The organism is Nocardia sp. NPDC057668 (assembly GCF_042799795.1).
GTDB lineage: Bacteria > Actinomycetota > Actinomycetes > Mycobacteriales > Mycobacteriaceae > Nocardia.
Map to the genome: position 1 here is coordinate 588,984 of NZ_JBHVIC010000004.1, position 13,366 is coordinate 602,349.

Sequence of the window (13,366 nt, forward strand, 5' to 3'; positions counted from 1 at the left end):
CAGGCGCGTACCAGAGTTGTAGATGCTCGCCCTCCCCGCGGACCCCGCGCTCTTGTCGGAGGTGGTGCGAGTCAGAGCGCAGACCATGCCACTTGCGAAAAAGCAACTCGCTCTCGGCATCTAGAGATGCCGAGAGCGAGTTGCTTCGACGAAGCTCCTCTGTACATAATCTCTTATGACTCAATCGGGAAGGATGATTCTTGCCGGTATCGGGCGGAAAGGCATCTGGGAGTTGACGAACTGTTCCGTTGTTACCCACTCGGTGTAGCCGAAGGGGTTATAGATCTCGAGTTGGCCCGGCCGTTGTCCGATGATGATCACCTGGTGTCCTTCGCGGCCGGAAGGCAGGTCCAGGCCGAGTGGGATCGGCTGGCCGGCCGCGACAGCGGCTTGTATGCGGGGCAGGACGGCTTCGCGAGCCTCCTGGCTCGAGAGTGTGTGCATCTCGTAACGGGTCCCGGTGATGGGTGTGATCAGGTCGTTCACCATGTTCTGGTTGCCTTTGGGCCAGGGTGTCCGGTCGGGGTCGAAGTTGTCGTTGAAAGCATGCACAAGGCGATCACGGAACGCGCCGGGACTGTCATCGCCGACGACAGGGCCATCGACGGCGGCGGGCCCGGTTCCGGTGGTGATGCCAAGCATCAGTACCGGGTCGGCGTCTAGGCGGGCGACAAGAACCGACGCGGTGGTGCAGTTTTCGTCGTTCTGTTCATAGACGGCTTTGACGGCCGGGTCATCGAGGGAGTAGCCGATGGGTACCGTTATCCCTGTGCCTTCTGCCTGATAGTTGACGAGGTCTTGGACGTGTAGATGACGTTCGAGCCACTGCAGATCGTCGCCGTGAGGGTGGATTTGCTGGTCGAAGGCTGTGATGTCGGGCAGGGAGTACCCGGCGGCGAGCGCTTCCCACAGGTAGGCCGCCTCCTGCGGTGATTTGGCGTTGGCCAGGAGTTTCCCGAAGGCGGATCGGTCGGATGGGGTGAGCACGGCAGCCCGTTGTGAGGCACGCGCCAGTCCGATAGGAGTCAGGATGTCCTCGGAGGGATCTGACGACTGCTGGTCACTTCCCGTGTAGGCCAGTGTTTCGGCGGTCAACGGGTCAATCCCTGCTCCGACTTTGGAGGCACGCGCGGCCTGAGCTGCGGCTCCGATGGTGGATACGGTTGTTGTCGCGGCGGCTTCGAAGTCTCGCGTCGCGTCGATTCGCGCCTGACAACCGGTGATGGCCGCGATGCGAGCGGCGTTGTGGGACAGCGTGTTCAGCTTTTCCCGTACGTCCCGCATTGCTGTTGTCGCGGCGGTGTCCTCGGCCTGTGTGGTGGTCACTGTGTCAGCCCAATGCTGTAGCGCGCCGCTGGCGGAGGCCAACGCGTCGGCAGCATGCGAAGTGCCGCTGGACAGGGCGAGAACGGACTCTGACAACGTCTGACCCGCTTGGCCATGCCATGCGTTGGGCAATTCGAATGTTGCGGTTCGTTCGAAGTTGTCCTGTGCTCGCTTGCACAGAGCGGAGGCGCTCGAGTAAACGTCCGCTTCAGCTTCTATTCCGGGTGCGACTCCGGGCAGCGGGGGAATTTGCAGGGCGATATCGATCCCTTGCCGCAGGTGTTTCACGGAGTCGGCCTCCCCCAGTGCGGCCAGCACAGTTTCCAGAGCTCGTAATCGGGCGCTTTTTCCGGGGATGGCGATTTCTCGTGGGGCATCGGCGAAGTGGTCGTAGAGCGCGGTCGCGAGCATGCTCGACGCGCCGGCTCCGAGAGCCTGGGCGATCTTGGCAGCCAGGGGGGCCGCGGAGGCGATGTTCAGGTTGGACATCATGCCGGTTGCGCCGGCGACCGCGCGGACCTGACCGCCGAACCAACCACCCGCGGCGCCGATCGCGGCGTCTGCCAGCAGTTCTCGTCCTGATCGGCCGTCGGCGAGTCCGGTGAGGACACCGCCGACAGCGCCGCCGAGGAATACCGCACCCGGTATCGGAGCCAGGGAGATGGCCCCGCCGATCAGCCCGGCTCCTACGTGCTGCCATACCGGGCCGCTCATCGGCTGTGTTCAGATTTCGGCGCTTGCCCAGTCCAGGGGACCCGCGACAACCGGTACCGGGTAGTCGCGCGCCGTGACCTCATCACGGTGGCAGCGGATTCGAATAATCGCGCCAACGCTTCGTCCCGGGCTACATTCGGACCCGGGACCAGCCGCGCGGTCCAGTCCCGTATCAGCTGTGATGCTGCAGTAGCTGGTAAGAGTTCGGGCAGTCGCAGTGTCTCATCGAGGCCTAGGACGCGGACGCATCCTGCGAGGACCGCCACGGGGTGGGGACCTACCCCGGCTGCTTCCAATCGCAGGGCCGCCGAAACGATGACATCTCCGGGCACGAACTGAGATGTCCGGTCGGGGTTCGTGGTATTGGCGAACGCTGCGTGGACGTCGAGCCGGAGCAACTGCTCGTCTGTGCGAGGTGTTTCGTTCATCTCAACGAACTGGAGCGAAATCGGACGGTGGTGCGCTGTCGTCTGGATTGGGGGTCGTCGCCGGCTCCGCGACGGTGGACGGTTGGATCGTGGCCGCTATCGCGGTAGCACTGTTTCGGTCAGCTTCCTTGAAGCTGACCGTGGCTCGAGAGACGAGAGAGATTACGGTGTCGGTAGCCGAGATGGTTAAGTGGGATTCGCGTCGCCACACATCACGAAAAGTCGTGCAGGCCGCGGTGACATTGCTGTCCCCGAGGACGGAGCTGTCCGGTGTGCCGTGGTTCAGCTTCTCGAGGACCTTGGCGAGATCCTCGAGCGCGCCGCTGAGCCTGGAGTTCGCGGAGCTGACATTGTCGGAGTCGAAATACAGTTCGGGGTTGCCCGACTCCCTGGTACTCATGCCGAAATCTAGCACCGGGTACCGCGCTTCTCGGTGACGGGAACATCGATCGGGCTCGGATCTTCGGAATTGCGCGAATCGACGACGGAGCTGTCTGCGCACATCAAACACATCGCAATGAGCATCACGGCGCCCACCGTTGGGAATAGCGCAGACTGAATCCGCCCTCATCGGCAGGGCTGGAGATCGGGACTCCCCACCCGTACTGGCCCATTCGAAGCCCGGGGACGCGTGCCTCCCGCGGCCGCGTCCCCGGGTGACTGGCAGTGACCGAAACGACAACCTGGCCCGGATATATTGGCGCACAACACATCTGGGGGCAGCGGTGTTCTACCGTAGCGGAACGGGGTCCGCGGCAACTTTCAGTGGCCGCCCAAGTCCACCAGCTTGCCGGCGGAGGAAGTCCGCTATGCGGGAGCCTGCGGGGTATAGATCACCCAGGGCCGAGCTGGGTAGGCTTCCCACGACCGGTGAATCGCCGGCGACGCGGAGACAATGACGTCACTGGAGAGCTGGAAGGTCGCCGGCGATGGCATTGCAGATTCCGAGTGAGGTAGTCCTTTTTCTCAACGTGTGCGGAGTCCCGTATCCGGATGTGAACGAGGACCATATCCGCGAACTCGCTACTCACGTGCGAATATTCGCAGCGAACGTGGTGGAGACGCACTCGGCCGCTGGAGGCGCCGTGAAGGATATGAGTGCGGTCTACTCGGGGTACTCCTATCAGCAATTGCTGCGTGCGTGGGGTGCGATGAGCTCCCAGCATATGGGCGACCTGGAACGCATGTGCGAGGCGGTCGCGGTTGCGCTCGATGCCGCAGCGGTTGTGGTCGTGACGGTCAAGGCGGCTGTCCTGGCCGAGCTTGCGACGCTGGCGGCGAGCTACGTGTCAGCCTTGGGAGCCACGGTGGCCACGTCGGGCTTGTCCGCGACCTTGATTCCTGCGATCACGGAAGCGGGCCGCAGGCTGTGCCTGGCCATGGAACAAACTCTGGTTGCGTACATCCTGGCTGAGGTGATCAACCGCGCCATCGAACCGCTCGAAGCTCGAGTCGCCCAGTTACTCGACCCGCTCGTCTACCGTGCCGCGTGCGACGCCCTGGACATGCCGGCCGATCCGACGGCACTGTTCATCGAGCCCGACGAGGTACGCCGATACGCCGACATGCTCGACCGCTACGCTGACGACATGGCTGGGCACGCGAGCACACTCGCGGCAGGGGTCGCGCCGTTGGACTTCAGCACCCGCCCGGACTCGTCGGAGTCGATACCGGTCTCCACTCCACCGCATTCGGTACTCGAGCCGAAGCCGAGTTACCACCATCCGCTCGACGACGATCCGCTTACCGGGCTCAGGAAGTTGAGAACTCCGAACGAAGAGCTCCTCTCGGAAACGCGGCCTTCCGGCGCGAACCAAATCAGCCGAGATACAAGAGATTTCGTCGACTCGCCCGCAGCTCCCGAGCAGCGCACGTCGCCCATGTCGCCTCGACCCGCGGTTGTCGAGACCTCACCGCCAATCGACACACCCACACCCACGGCCACGGAAGCGATCGGCGTGGAGCGTCTACCTGGCACCAGCCTGACGATGGAAAACGCAATGCACCAGAGCGATGTCGTACGCGATTCGTTGAGCCCGACAGCAGCCGAGGTCGGCCGGTCACTTGCGGGGCCAAATTCCCCTCCCCCAATGGTATTGACGGAATCCCAGGTCTCGGCACCTACTGCACAACCCACACCGTGGCGTCATCCTGAGACACAAGATCCGCGAGGAGCTCGATTCAGCGCGATTCCCTCCCCTGCTCCGAGGAGACGTGGCATCAGCGGTCGTGCAGGGCGCTCCGCGCCAGTATCGTCGCCTTGGTCGGATGGCGACCGAAAGCTGACTGCTATCCCTAATAGGGCACGTGGTCGTGGCCCCGGGCCGGGTGATACGCAGAAACCTGCGAAAGAAGGCCCCGCGTCCAACCAGAGGCATCAGGTCCGTGCTCGCACCGATGGAAACCCCCCGCCGCTTGCGAGCATCGATCCCCCGTCAACTCCTTCGTGAGTAGATCATCGTGGCCATCGATGGGATCGAGCGTTGATACCTATTGAATCGATTCTTCAAGGTAGCCACCTACTACCACCCTTCACCCGGCCGAGCCTTCGAATTTCTTCAAAACGTTCCACAGTACCTTCTACTGCCGAATCATGAAGCCCCAAGTCTCGCAACGCAACCCTGATGTCGTCAGCCCGTACCAGATCGACGCGATGTCGGATTTCGGGCGCAAGCAGCACTCCGCGAAGTTCTGTGACGAACCGGGATTGCACTCCATCCGGTGATGGTAGGTGCGGAAAGCACATCCCGTTATCTATTGCAACTATCGAACCCGAGCTGGTTATTCGATAGTTTCGTATTTCCTTGCGATCCTGGTTGGCGACGATGTAGTCCAGTACGGCCGTCTGCTGCATTTGAATTGCATCAAAAGACTCATCGAAGCTGGGCGGTCGAGATGCTACAAAACGCTGGTTAGAGCCTGGCCCGAACGGGCCATCTACCAGGCCCGTCGCAGGAACTCTACCAAAACCGAACAGTCGGTCTATGCGAAAGGCGGCTACTTCCCGCTGCGCCATACCGCCGGGCCCCGAGGGAAACTGCGGTGAGGCATCAGGTAGGAGGTGTTCACCAACGGCCGGTTTGTAGATGCTCGTCCCGGCGCTGCTTACGACGACGAATGAGGAGTTGACTCCGGGTCGATCCGTCTGCGCGATAAGCCGAAAATCTTGTTCTTCCATGGACCGTTCTTCGCTGGTGCGCTGAAATGATGCTCGAACGGTCGATCCGATTGTCCGGTCCGCCTCGGCCAACTGTGAGATCGAGTTGCGCGTTGTCCGCGACAGGTCGCTGGTGGCAACGCGATCGAGCGACAGAGGTCATCACAGCTCCGATGCACGCGGGTCATCGCGTCCAGTAGGTCACGCGCGATTCCGCCGGTGAGCATGGAGATGTCCTTGAGAGAGGTGCCAACCAGCACCCAAGGGCTGATTGTCGCTGAGCACCATTGTCTTCAGTATGCTGAGTATACATTATCGATTGACCCGTATCGGGCTGCCGCATAGTTGCACGCAGCGGATATGTTTGCGACGGGATCGTAAATATCCCAGGAGGTTCCATTCACGTGGTACGCCGAAAATGTGGGATCAATGACTTGCAGCAAGCCCTTCGAAGGTATGCCTTTCGCAGCATTGCTGTCCCACAGGTTTATTGCGTTCGGATTCCCGCTCGACTCGCGCATGATATTGCGATGAATCCCCTCGTATGAACCTGGTATTTCATGGAGGCGCAGAACCTCTAGAGCTTCGAGTATCCAGCCGTTCAAATCGTCCGAGTAACGCCGTAGAGACTGCTCGATCTGTCGCAAGTTGTCCTGCTGACGTACCGGAATTTTCGCAGTTTGCTGAGCTTCTGCGCTGATTGTAGCGCTTGGCGCCTTAGCCCCAGAAAGTCGATGTTCGTCCACATTTGAGTCACAGCCGCCGGCTATGGCTGACAACGCAACGACCGCTATGCCCGCAGTACCGAAAATCCATCTTTTAACAGGACTACCAGAAACTAATGCACCGCCTGTAGATATGACACTAGAAATCCACATAATTTGCCTCCGCATCGCCGTTGCCCACAACGGCCCGCGTTAGAACGGATAGTTGATACAAACTATATTTGCGGATTCGGGTCAACTCGCAGACGCGAATCCCGGATGCGAGGTGCGGTTTACACTACTCCCGATTCACAGTTTCCCATGAGTGGGAATGTGCTGAATGTCATCACCCGTTGATAACGCTGTTTTGCACTTCATGTCGCTACGAATGCTTCGACGGCAAGCCACGCCTAGCCGCAGCGCTTGGTCGGACAGCCGAGTTGGCGCCCGCTAGGTTCTGTCTCCCAATTGGATGAATCGATCGGCCCCGCGTGCGGGGCCGATCGTGCATCATGGCCGCCGTGACGACCGCGATCGGTGATCGATACCGGGTGTTGACCGACAAGCAGTGGGAACTGCTGGAACTGCTGTTGCCCACATCCGAAGGGCGCGTGGGCCGCAACTTCGCCAACAACCGCCTGATCGTCGAGGGCATGCTGTACCGGCTGCGGACCGGCCTGCCCTGGCGGGACCTGCCCGAACACTCCGGACCGTGGCAGACGGTGTGGAAACGCCATCGCCGCTACGCCGACGACGGCACCTGGGATCGGGTGCTCACCGCGGTGGTCGCTCTCGCCGACACCACCGGTGACCCGGACTGGGTGGTCTCGATCGACTCGACGATCGTGCGAACCCACCAGCACGCCGCCGGCGCGTCCGCCGACTCGGTGACCGGGCTATGAACCGGCCGATCACGCGATCGGGCGCTCGCGCGGCGGGCTGACCACCAAGATCCACCTCGCTGCCGAGGGTGCCGGTCGCGGTCTGGCCGTGCTGCTCACCCCCGGGCAGACCAACGATTCACCGTTGCTGCCCCCGCTGCTCGATGCGGTGGTGGTGCCACGTCCGGAAGGCGGGCCGCCGCGGCGCAACCCGGACGTGGTGATCGCCGACCGCGCCTACTCCGCGGCGTCGAACCGAACCCTGCTGCGCCGCAAACGGATCCGGACCGTCATCCCGGAACGGTCCGATCAGGTCTCCAACCGCAAACGCAAGGGCCGCGCCGGCGGCCGGACGCCACGGTTCGATCCTGGGCTCTACAAGCGCCGCAACGTTATCGAACGCGCCTTCAACCGCGCCAAGCACTGGCGCGCGGTCGCGACGCGCTACGACAAACTCGCGATCACCTACCGCGCCGGATTCGTCCTGGTCCTGATCATCGAATGGCTCAAATCATTGGGAGACACCACCTAGGGCGACCGCCGGCGTTGCATTCACCTGGCGGCGATGTGCGCGCCCCCGCCATCGAGGCGCAAGACCTCGATCGCGTCGAGAACGTGGTGGTTTCCCGGCTGCTCGCGCTTGATGAACGAGTCGGACACTCAGGCGTCATCCACGATCGTATGCGTCGCGCAGGACCTTGATGTCGATCTTCGTCATCGTCCGCATCACCAGATCGGCGGCCAGGGACTTGACTGCGTCCTCACTTGCCGTCAGTGAAGACAGGATCGAAGGAACGACCTGCCAGGACAATCCGAAGCGGTCGGTCAACCACCCGCAGGGTCTGCCACGTCCGCCCTCGGTCAGCGCATCCCACAACCGGTCGATCTCTTCCTGCGTGTCGACTGCTATCCGAAAGGAGACGGTGTCGGTCACCGGATGGCCAGGACCGCTGTTCGTCAAGGTGACCGTCTGGCCGGCCAGGTTCAGCGTCGCGGTGAGCACATGGCCGTCGGCAGCGCGTACGTATTCTCTGACCTGAGAATTTGGGATGACGGCGGCGTAGAACTTCGCGGCGTATTCCACGTCGTTGTCGAACCAGACGTAGGTGGTGAGCGTGGCCACGGCGACTCCTGGTGTACGTGCGAAATGTCATCTGGGTACAACTAGGTCGGAACCCGCGGCGCGTCCTCGACCTATCGGAGGTCTTCAGTTGGAGATTCGCCTCCGCGAGGGAGGCTCACGTACTTCATCGTGCCGAGGAGTCGGGATCGGCTGCCCTTTGGTAGGCCTCGATGGCGGTCTGAGCGATTCTGCCGCGGGCCGACACGCGTACACCGTTCGCTCGGGCCCAACGACGTATCGCTTCGGATTCGTGTCGGCTTCGCCGGGTTACCGCGGACGAGGAGGTACGGGAGGGCCGTCGGCGTGGGCCGACTGTTCGGGTGGCGTGTGCGACCCAGTCCCGCAGTAGGTTACGCAGTCTCTCGGCATTATCGGTGCTGAGATCGATCTGGTAGGTGATTCCGTCGAGTCCGAACTCCACTGTTTCGTTCGCAAGCCTGCTCGGATCGAGGTCGTCGATCAACGTTACGACAAGCTTCTTCACCACAGTTCCTCCAACGATCGTAAACAATCAGATCATACCTGAGGATGCCTGAATACCCTTGCTGCACAATCTATTTCACTCGATCTGCTGTTCAGCAAGTGCGCCGAGAATTGACCGATCGCAGCTTGATCGAGTCCAGTTCCCTCCACCGAGGCAATGCCAGGTACGATCGAGAGAGCGGTAGCGCTCCGTTTACAGAGCGGGAGCGGTTGGCGCCCATGGCTTGACCACCATGTACCAGGGCAGGAACGCGTACGTGATCGTTGTGAGCACTAGCGACGACAGAGCCAGCGTCGTAACAAACGCAACGATCCACCGTTCGAGCCGGCTGTCGATCGAGCTGGGTCCCGTTGCCGTCAAACCTTCTCGATCGGCGGGGGACCAGGTCCATCGGAGCGCCAGCCGGCCGGCAGCGTAGAAGCCGATTCCGAGAAAACCAGCGAAGACCGCGTTCGACCATGGTACGCCGAGATACGTCCACGGCGGAACTTCGTGGTAATGCCATAGCTTCAACACTCTGGACGCAAATATCTCGAAAGGCATCTGGGGAATGGCGAAAAGCCCAAATATCAACGGCCACTGGAGACGACCGAATCTCTCGTCCAGAACACTTCTGTGCTCCAGAAGTTGAATCATCGGCAGACCGAAGAAGAAGCAGTACACGAGCGGCAAAGCGACGGGCTGCCGCTCGCCACGAGCGGTCCAAGCTGGAATGAAGTAATCAGAGTAACTGACTGCTCCGTACCAGTTTCTGTTCCAGATCCAGTCGAAGAGGCAAACCAGGACAGCACCTGCGAACACCCCCCAATACACCGGATTTCTTCGCCGCCGAAGCACTAGGATCCCCACGACAAACAAGCCTGCGGACAGTAGTTCCCACCCACGTACCACGACGAGCGAAGCGCCGAGTGTTCCTGCCGCTTGGATCACGTCACCGCCCCCGCGTCGGTGCGTATATAGCAGTTGTCGCGATTGCGAAGATCGTTGCGATATGTGACCTCACGATGCAAGCCTGACACACGCAGCAATACCGTTCTCACGACTGGGAATACGGAGACCCGCGGTCCACTGGCACGGCCGCGAACGCATCACGCGCCGTCGCCGTTCGGCGGGCCGCTCGCGATCTCCCTGACCTCGACATACTCCCCCATCGGCCGACCTTCGGGTCCAGGGGCCGCCGAGATTCGGGCGGCGATCTCCAACGCACGTTCCGCGGTGTCCACGTCAACGACCCAGTAGCCCGCCAGGAACTCTTTGGACTCGACGAAGGGACCGTCTGTGACTACCGGCGCCGAGCGACCGTCGGAGCAGACCACCCGAGCCGCCTCCGGTCCGGTGAGCCCTTGGGCTTCTATCAACTCTCCCGACTTGGCCAACTCCTGCCCCAACGCGCGCTGAAAGTCTATGTGTGCCGAAATATCTTCCGAGGCCCATTCTTCGATCGGACTGTCACAAAATGCCGCAGGCGCATATGTGGTCAACAGCATGTACCGCATGGCGCGGCCCTCTCATCCCGAGATCCGATGTGTCAACGTATTGGACCACGAATTGCCCTGATGTGCCAGTAATCCAACCCGCCACCCAGAGACCACCGACGCAGTTCGTGCACATAGGCTTTCGGACGAAACCTCAGCAGTTTCGGAGCCAGCGATTATTCCCACCCATGGGAATAATCGCAGCTTTGGCTGCAAGACAAGCCGTTACGGTCGGTTGCGCGCCGAGACGAGCGCGGCAAAGGTCTCTGCTGTGCCGGTGCGTCGTGCGCACGCCACTCGCGATTCCGGAGCTCCCTATGAGTACCATTGCCCACTACCGCTCCGACGCGACAAGGGTTACACGCGATGCGCTGAGAGGACGACTGGCCAGATACCTCCCGGATCCGACCTATCGCCAATTCTATTCCTGGGCACTGTCGGCAAGGAATCCGAGGGGCGCGGTGTTCGACCGCATCATCGGCATGACACAGCTGGGAAACCTCACCGCGGCAATGTTCGTCGGCCTCGAGGGGGCTCATGACTGGGACGCACTGGTTCGCCTCGCGACGCCCGTCAACCTCTATCAGATCTTCGAAGTAGTCTCCGACAATCTGGGTATCGGACAGGCCGCGCCCGAATCCGAAGGAACCTCGTGCCTACGAAAGTTGTTGCGCGAGTTCAACACGATCGCCATGGCAGACCTTCGAAAGCCGACGAGCGTGCCTGCCGCTGTGCTCCTCGCAGATGTTCGCACCCTGTGTGATCAGATCTCGGCTTTCGATCAGAGTTTGGCCCCGTCCGCACATGCGCGTGTGGTCGGAGACTTCTGCACCGCGACAGGGCGGCACAGCGCCCGGCGCGCACTCGAGCGCTCGGTCTGGTCAGGGTTGGTAGCCAACCTCGAGGCGAGCCGAGACGTACTGACCGCTATCGCGGGTACCCGCGGTGAGCAGCTGGTTCGAGAGAGGACTTTGTGTCGGTACGAGGCCGTCGAGCAGATCAACGACGGTATCTCGGCTACTCGTCCGGAACGCACCCGGCTCGGCGCGAACGCCATCCTCGTGACGCCGACCCTGGGCTACTTTGGCGCCGTGTTCGGGGAGATGGGCGACCTCGATCGCGAATATGTCGAGGCGATCGAAGATGGTTCGCTGGTGGACGCTTTCGACTCGGCCGCCCTGCTGGTCCGGCTCCAGAACGATATCGGGACTCCCCTGCTGCTGATGTCCCCCGACCGGCGGCTCGCGTTGTTCGCGAAGCTTCGTGCTCGTCACGCGGATGAGTGCCCGGACGTGGCAGCGCTGGTGCGTGCCGCAGCCGACGACCCGGCCTTCAATCGATTCCGGAAGGACCTGCTCAACGGTGAGTTCAACCTGTGCCTGCACGATCTCGAGCGGCGCGGCGGGCTGGACGACGGGCTCTGCGCGCTACTCGATGACCTGGACTACTACGGCGACCTGTACGCGATGCAGCACAGGAGGCTCGAACACCAGCTGACAATGCTCGCCCGGCGGCTCAGAGATCGCCGGATCATCGAATTGACCAGACGCTTCGTCGTCTTTCACGAGGAGCTGTACCGGCACCGCTACGATTCGTTGGCAGGCGACTATGCGATCTGAAATGCTCGCTGCCACAGTGCCCGACGCGCCTTGGCGCCTGCCCGTCGTGGGTCACCTGCCCGCTCTGCTGCACGATCGGCTCGCCTTTGTGACCGCTGCGTCGCGGGTGGGGCCGGTGGCGGCGGTGTCGTTGGCCGGCACGGACGCGTTTCTCATCAATGATCCAGCGTTGGTACGCAGGGTGCTGGTCGATGACGTCGCTTCCTTCGGCAAGGGAATTCAGTATGAGAAGCTGCGCATTCTTCTGGGTGAGTCCGTGTCCACCAGTTGTGGTGTCGCCCACCGCGATCGCAGGCGAGCCATGCAGCCGGCGTTCCAGCGGGGCATGTTCGACAGCTACGCGGCGCTGATTCGGCGGGAGACTGACCGGTTGGTTGACCGGTGGCGGGTCGGTCAGGAGGTGCTGATCGATGACGAGATGCGCAAACTGTCGTTGTCGATCGTGACCGGGGCAATGTGCTCGGCCGAGCTTGATCCGGCGGCGATTGCCGTCATTCAACGCGACCTACCGACCGTGATGCGTGGCGTGGCGTGGCGCGCATTGGTCTCCTCGCCCGCGCTCGAGCGACTGCCGATTCCCGCAAACCGTCGCTTTCGTGCGGCGAACGCACGGCTGCGTCAGATCGTGATGACCATGGTTCAGAGCCGGCCTCCTGTGCGGGACGACCGGCGCGACTTGCTGGGTGTTCTTCGAACTGCGGGCGCGGACAGTTCCGGAAGTCGACCGAGCGATGATCAACTCCGTGACGAACTGGTCAATGTCCTGTTCGCCGGCACAGAGACGACAGGCAACGCGCTGGGATGGCTCTGGCATGCCCTGGCCACACACCCCGAAGTCGGAGATCGGCTACGAACCGAATCCGGTTCGAGCGGTCTCGAATACGCCTATCGTGTGGCGCGCGAGACACTACGCCTGTACCCACCACCGTGGTTGATTTCGCGTCGGACGGTACGGCCGGTGCGCGTCGGCGCCTACGCGTTCCCCGCAGACGTGCACATACTGTTCAGTCCATATGCTATCCACCGCCATCCGGACAACTTCCCTGCGGCTGTGTCTTTCGACCCGGACCGATGGCTGCCCGGCCGCATGGTCGACGGCAGCAGACACTCGTTCCTGGCGTTCGGGGCGGGGCCCCACAATTGCATCGGAGAAGGCTTCGCGCTACTGGAAATAGCCATCGTGGCTACGCGGATCGCATCACGGTATCGGCTCACGCCACGTGGCAAAGCGCGAGGGAGTGCCCTGGCGACTCTGACGCCTTTGCGGCTCCGCATGGTTGTGGAAGAGGTTTAGAACAAGACGGCATGCGGGAATCGGCGGTCACAGGCTCACGCTGCGCGAGTCCGTGCCTCGCATGTCGGCACGGCCGACCGGTCAGGGACTTCCCAGTAGTGGCGGTCGTTACCCGATTCCTGAATGTTGTTCGGGTCTAGCCTCTGTGAAGAAATACTCGG

11 protein-coding genes and 1 pseudogene are annotated in these 13,366 nt (G+C 62.0%); 4 read left to right on the top strand and 8 right to left on the bottom strand.

What is annotated here, in order from left to right; genetic code table 11:
- Positions 1 to 180: 180 nt before the first annotated feature.
- Both ACFVBH_RS26830 and ACFVBH_RS26835 read right to left on the bottom strand, forming a co-directional pair.
- The gene (locus ACFVBH_RS26830) at positions 181 to 2,040 is read right to left on the bottom strand and encodes a hypothetical protein (protein WP_379005619.1); all 1,860 of its coding nucleotides are present in this window, start codon (positions 2,038 to 2,040) and stop codon (positions 181 to 183) included.
- Positions 2,041 to 2,469: 429 nt separating this feature from the next.
- Complete coding sequence (locus tag ACFVBH_RS26835; protein WP_379005621.1) at positions 2,470 to 2,868, bottom strand: hypothetical protein; 399 nt, start codon at positions 2,866 to 2,868, stop codon at positions 2,470 to 2,472.
- A 529-nt stretch (positions 2,869 to 3,397) separates the two neighbouring features.
- Between ACFVBH_RS26835 and ACFVBH_RS26840 the strand changes: the two genes are divergently transcribed.
- Entirely contained in the window at positions 3,398 to 4,918 is a 1,521-nt protein-coding gene (locus ACFVBH_RS26840) for a hypothetical protein (protein ID WP_379005623.1), read from the top strand.
- 56 nt (positions 4,919 to 4,974) lie between these two features.
- On the opposite strand, the gene ACFVBH_RS26845 is transcribed toward ACFVBH_RS26840, so the two are convergent.
- Together ACFVBH_RS26845 and ACFVBH_RS26850 are read right to left on the bottom strand one after the other, a co-directional pair.
- A complete protein-coding gene (locus ACFVBH_RS26845) occupies positions 4,975 to 5,646 on the bottom strand; it encodes a hypothetical protein (RefSeq protein ID WP_379005625.1) in 672 nt (223 codons plus the stop codon).
- Positions 5,647 to 5,918: 272 nt separating this feature from the next.
- Positions 5,919 to 6,242, bottom strand: a pseudogene (locus ACFVBH_RS26850) (transglycosylase SLT domain-containing protein); the annotation flags it as partial.
- A 599-nt stretch (positions 6,243 to 6,841) separates the two neighbouring features.
- Between ACFVBH_RS26850 and ACFVBH_RS26855 the strand changes: the two are divergent.
- A protein-coding gene (locus ACFVBH_RS26855) for an IS5 family transposase (protein ID WP_379005627.1) occupies positions 6,842 to 7,742 on the top strand; the annotation gives its coding sequence in 2 pieces (ribosomal slippage) (positions 6,842 to 7,219 and positions 7,221 to 7,742; 900 coding nt in all).
- Positions 7,743 to 7,877: 135 nt separating this feature from the next.
- Here the strand turns inward: ACFVBH_RS26855 and ACFVBH_RS26860 are convergent.
- The 4 genes from ACFVBH_RS26860 to ACFVBH_RS26875 all read right to left on the bottom strand — a co-directional run bounded on the left by ACFVBH_RS26860 (position 7,878) and on the right by ACFVBH_RS26875 (position 10,313).
- Positions 7,878 to 8,333, bottom strand: coding sequence for a VOC family protein (locus ACFVBH_RS26860; RefSeq protein WP_354987204.1), 456 nt, complete (start codon positions 8,331 to 8,333; stop codon positions 7,878 to 7,880).
- A 124-nt stretch (positions 8,334 to 8,457) separates the two neighbouring features.
- Complete coding sequence (locus tag ACFVBH_RS26865; RefSeq protein ID WP_379005630.1) at positions 8,458 to 8,820, bottom strand: Lsr2 family protein; 363 nt, start codon at positions 8,818 to 8,820, stop codon at positions 8,458 to 8,460.
- Positions 8,821 to 9,009: 189 nt separating this feature from the next.
- The gene (locus ACFVBH_RS26870; protein ID WP_379005632.1) at positions 9,010 to 9,630 is read right to left on the bottom strand and encodes a hypothetical protein; all 621 of its coding nucleotides are present in this window, start codon (positions 9,628 to 9,630) and stop codon (positions 9,010 to 9,012) included.
- 275 nt (positions 9,631 to 9,905) lie between these two features.
- On the bottom strand, positions 9,906 to 10,313 hold the full coding sequence (locus ACFVBH_RS26875) for a YciI family protein (protein WP_379005634.1): 408 nt from the start codon (positions 10,311 to 10,313) through the stop codon (positions 9,906 to 9,908).
- 296 nt (positions 10,314 to 10,609) lie between these two features.
- Between ACFVBH_RS26875 and ACFVBH_RS26880 the strand changes: the two genes are divergently transcribed.
- Together ACFVBH_RS26880 and ACFVBH_RS26885 are read left to right on the top strand one after the other, a co-directional pair.
- Complete coding sequence (locus ACFVBH_RS26880; protein WP_379005636.1) at positions 10,610 to 11,911, top strand: hypothetical protein; 1,302 nt, start codon at positions 10,610 to 10,612, stop codon at positions 11,909 to 11,911.
- Between the two features lies 1 nt (position 11,912).
- The gene (locus ACFVBH_RS26885) at positions 11,913 to 13,205 is read left to right on the top strand and encodes a cytochrome P450 (RefSeq protein WP_379005638.1); all 1,293 of its coding nucleotides are present in this window, start codon (positions 11,913 to 11,915) and stop codon (positions 13,203 to 13,205) included.
- Positions 13,206 to 13,366 lie beyond the last annotated feature (161 nt).

What these genes read in the sequence shown, in the direction of transcription:
- ACFVBH_RS26885 (WP_379005638.1), top strand. Translation starts at nt 11,913, where the DNA reads ATGCTCGCTGCCACAGTGCCCGACGCGCCTTGGCGCCTGCCCGTCGTG.
- ACFVBH_RS26880 (WP_379005636.1), top strand. Translation starts at nt 10,610, where the DNA reads ATGAGTACCATTGCCCACTACCGCTCCGACGCGACAAGGGTTACACGC.
- ACFVBH_RS26840 (WP_379005623.1), top strand. Translation starts at nt 3,398, where the DNA reads ATGGCATTGCAGATTCCGAGTGAGGTAGTCCTTTTTCTCAACGTGTGC.
- ACFVBH_RS26875 (WP_379005634.1), bottom strand. Translation starts at nt 10,313, where the DNA reads ATGCGGTACATGCTGTTGACCACATATGCGCCTGCGGCATTTTGTGAC.
- ACFVBH_RS26845 (WP_379005625.1), bottom strand. Translation starts at nt 5,646, where the DNA reads ATGGAAGAACAAGATTTTCGGCTTATCGCGCAGACGGATCGACCCGGA.
- ACFVBH_RS26835 (WP_379005621.1), bottom strand. Translation starts at nt 2,868, where the DNA reads ATGAGTACCAGGGAGTCGGGCAACCCCGAACTGTATTTCGACTCCGAC.
- ACFVBH_RS26830 (WP_379005619.1), bottom strand. Translation starts at nt 2,040, where the DNA reads ATGAGCGGCCCGGTATGGCAGCACGTAGGAGCCGGGCTGATCGGCGGG.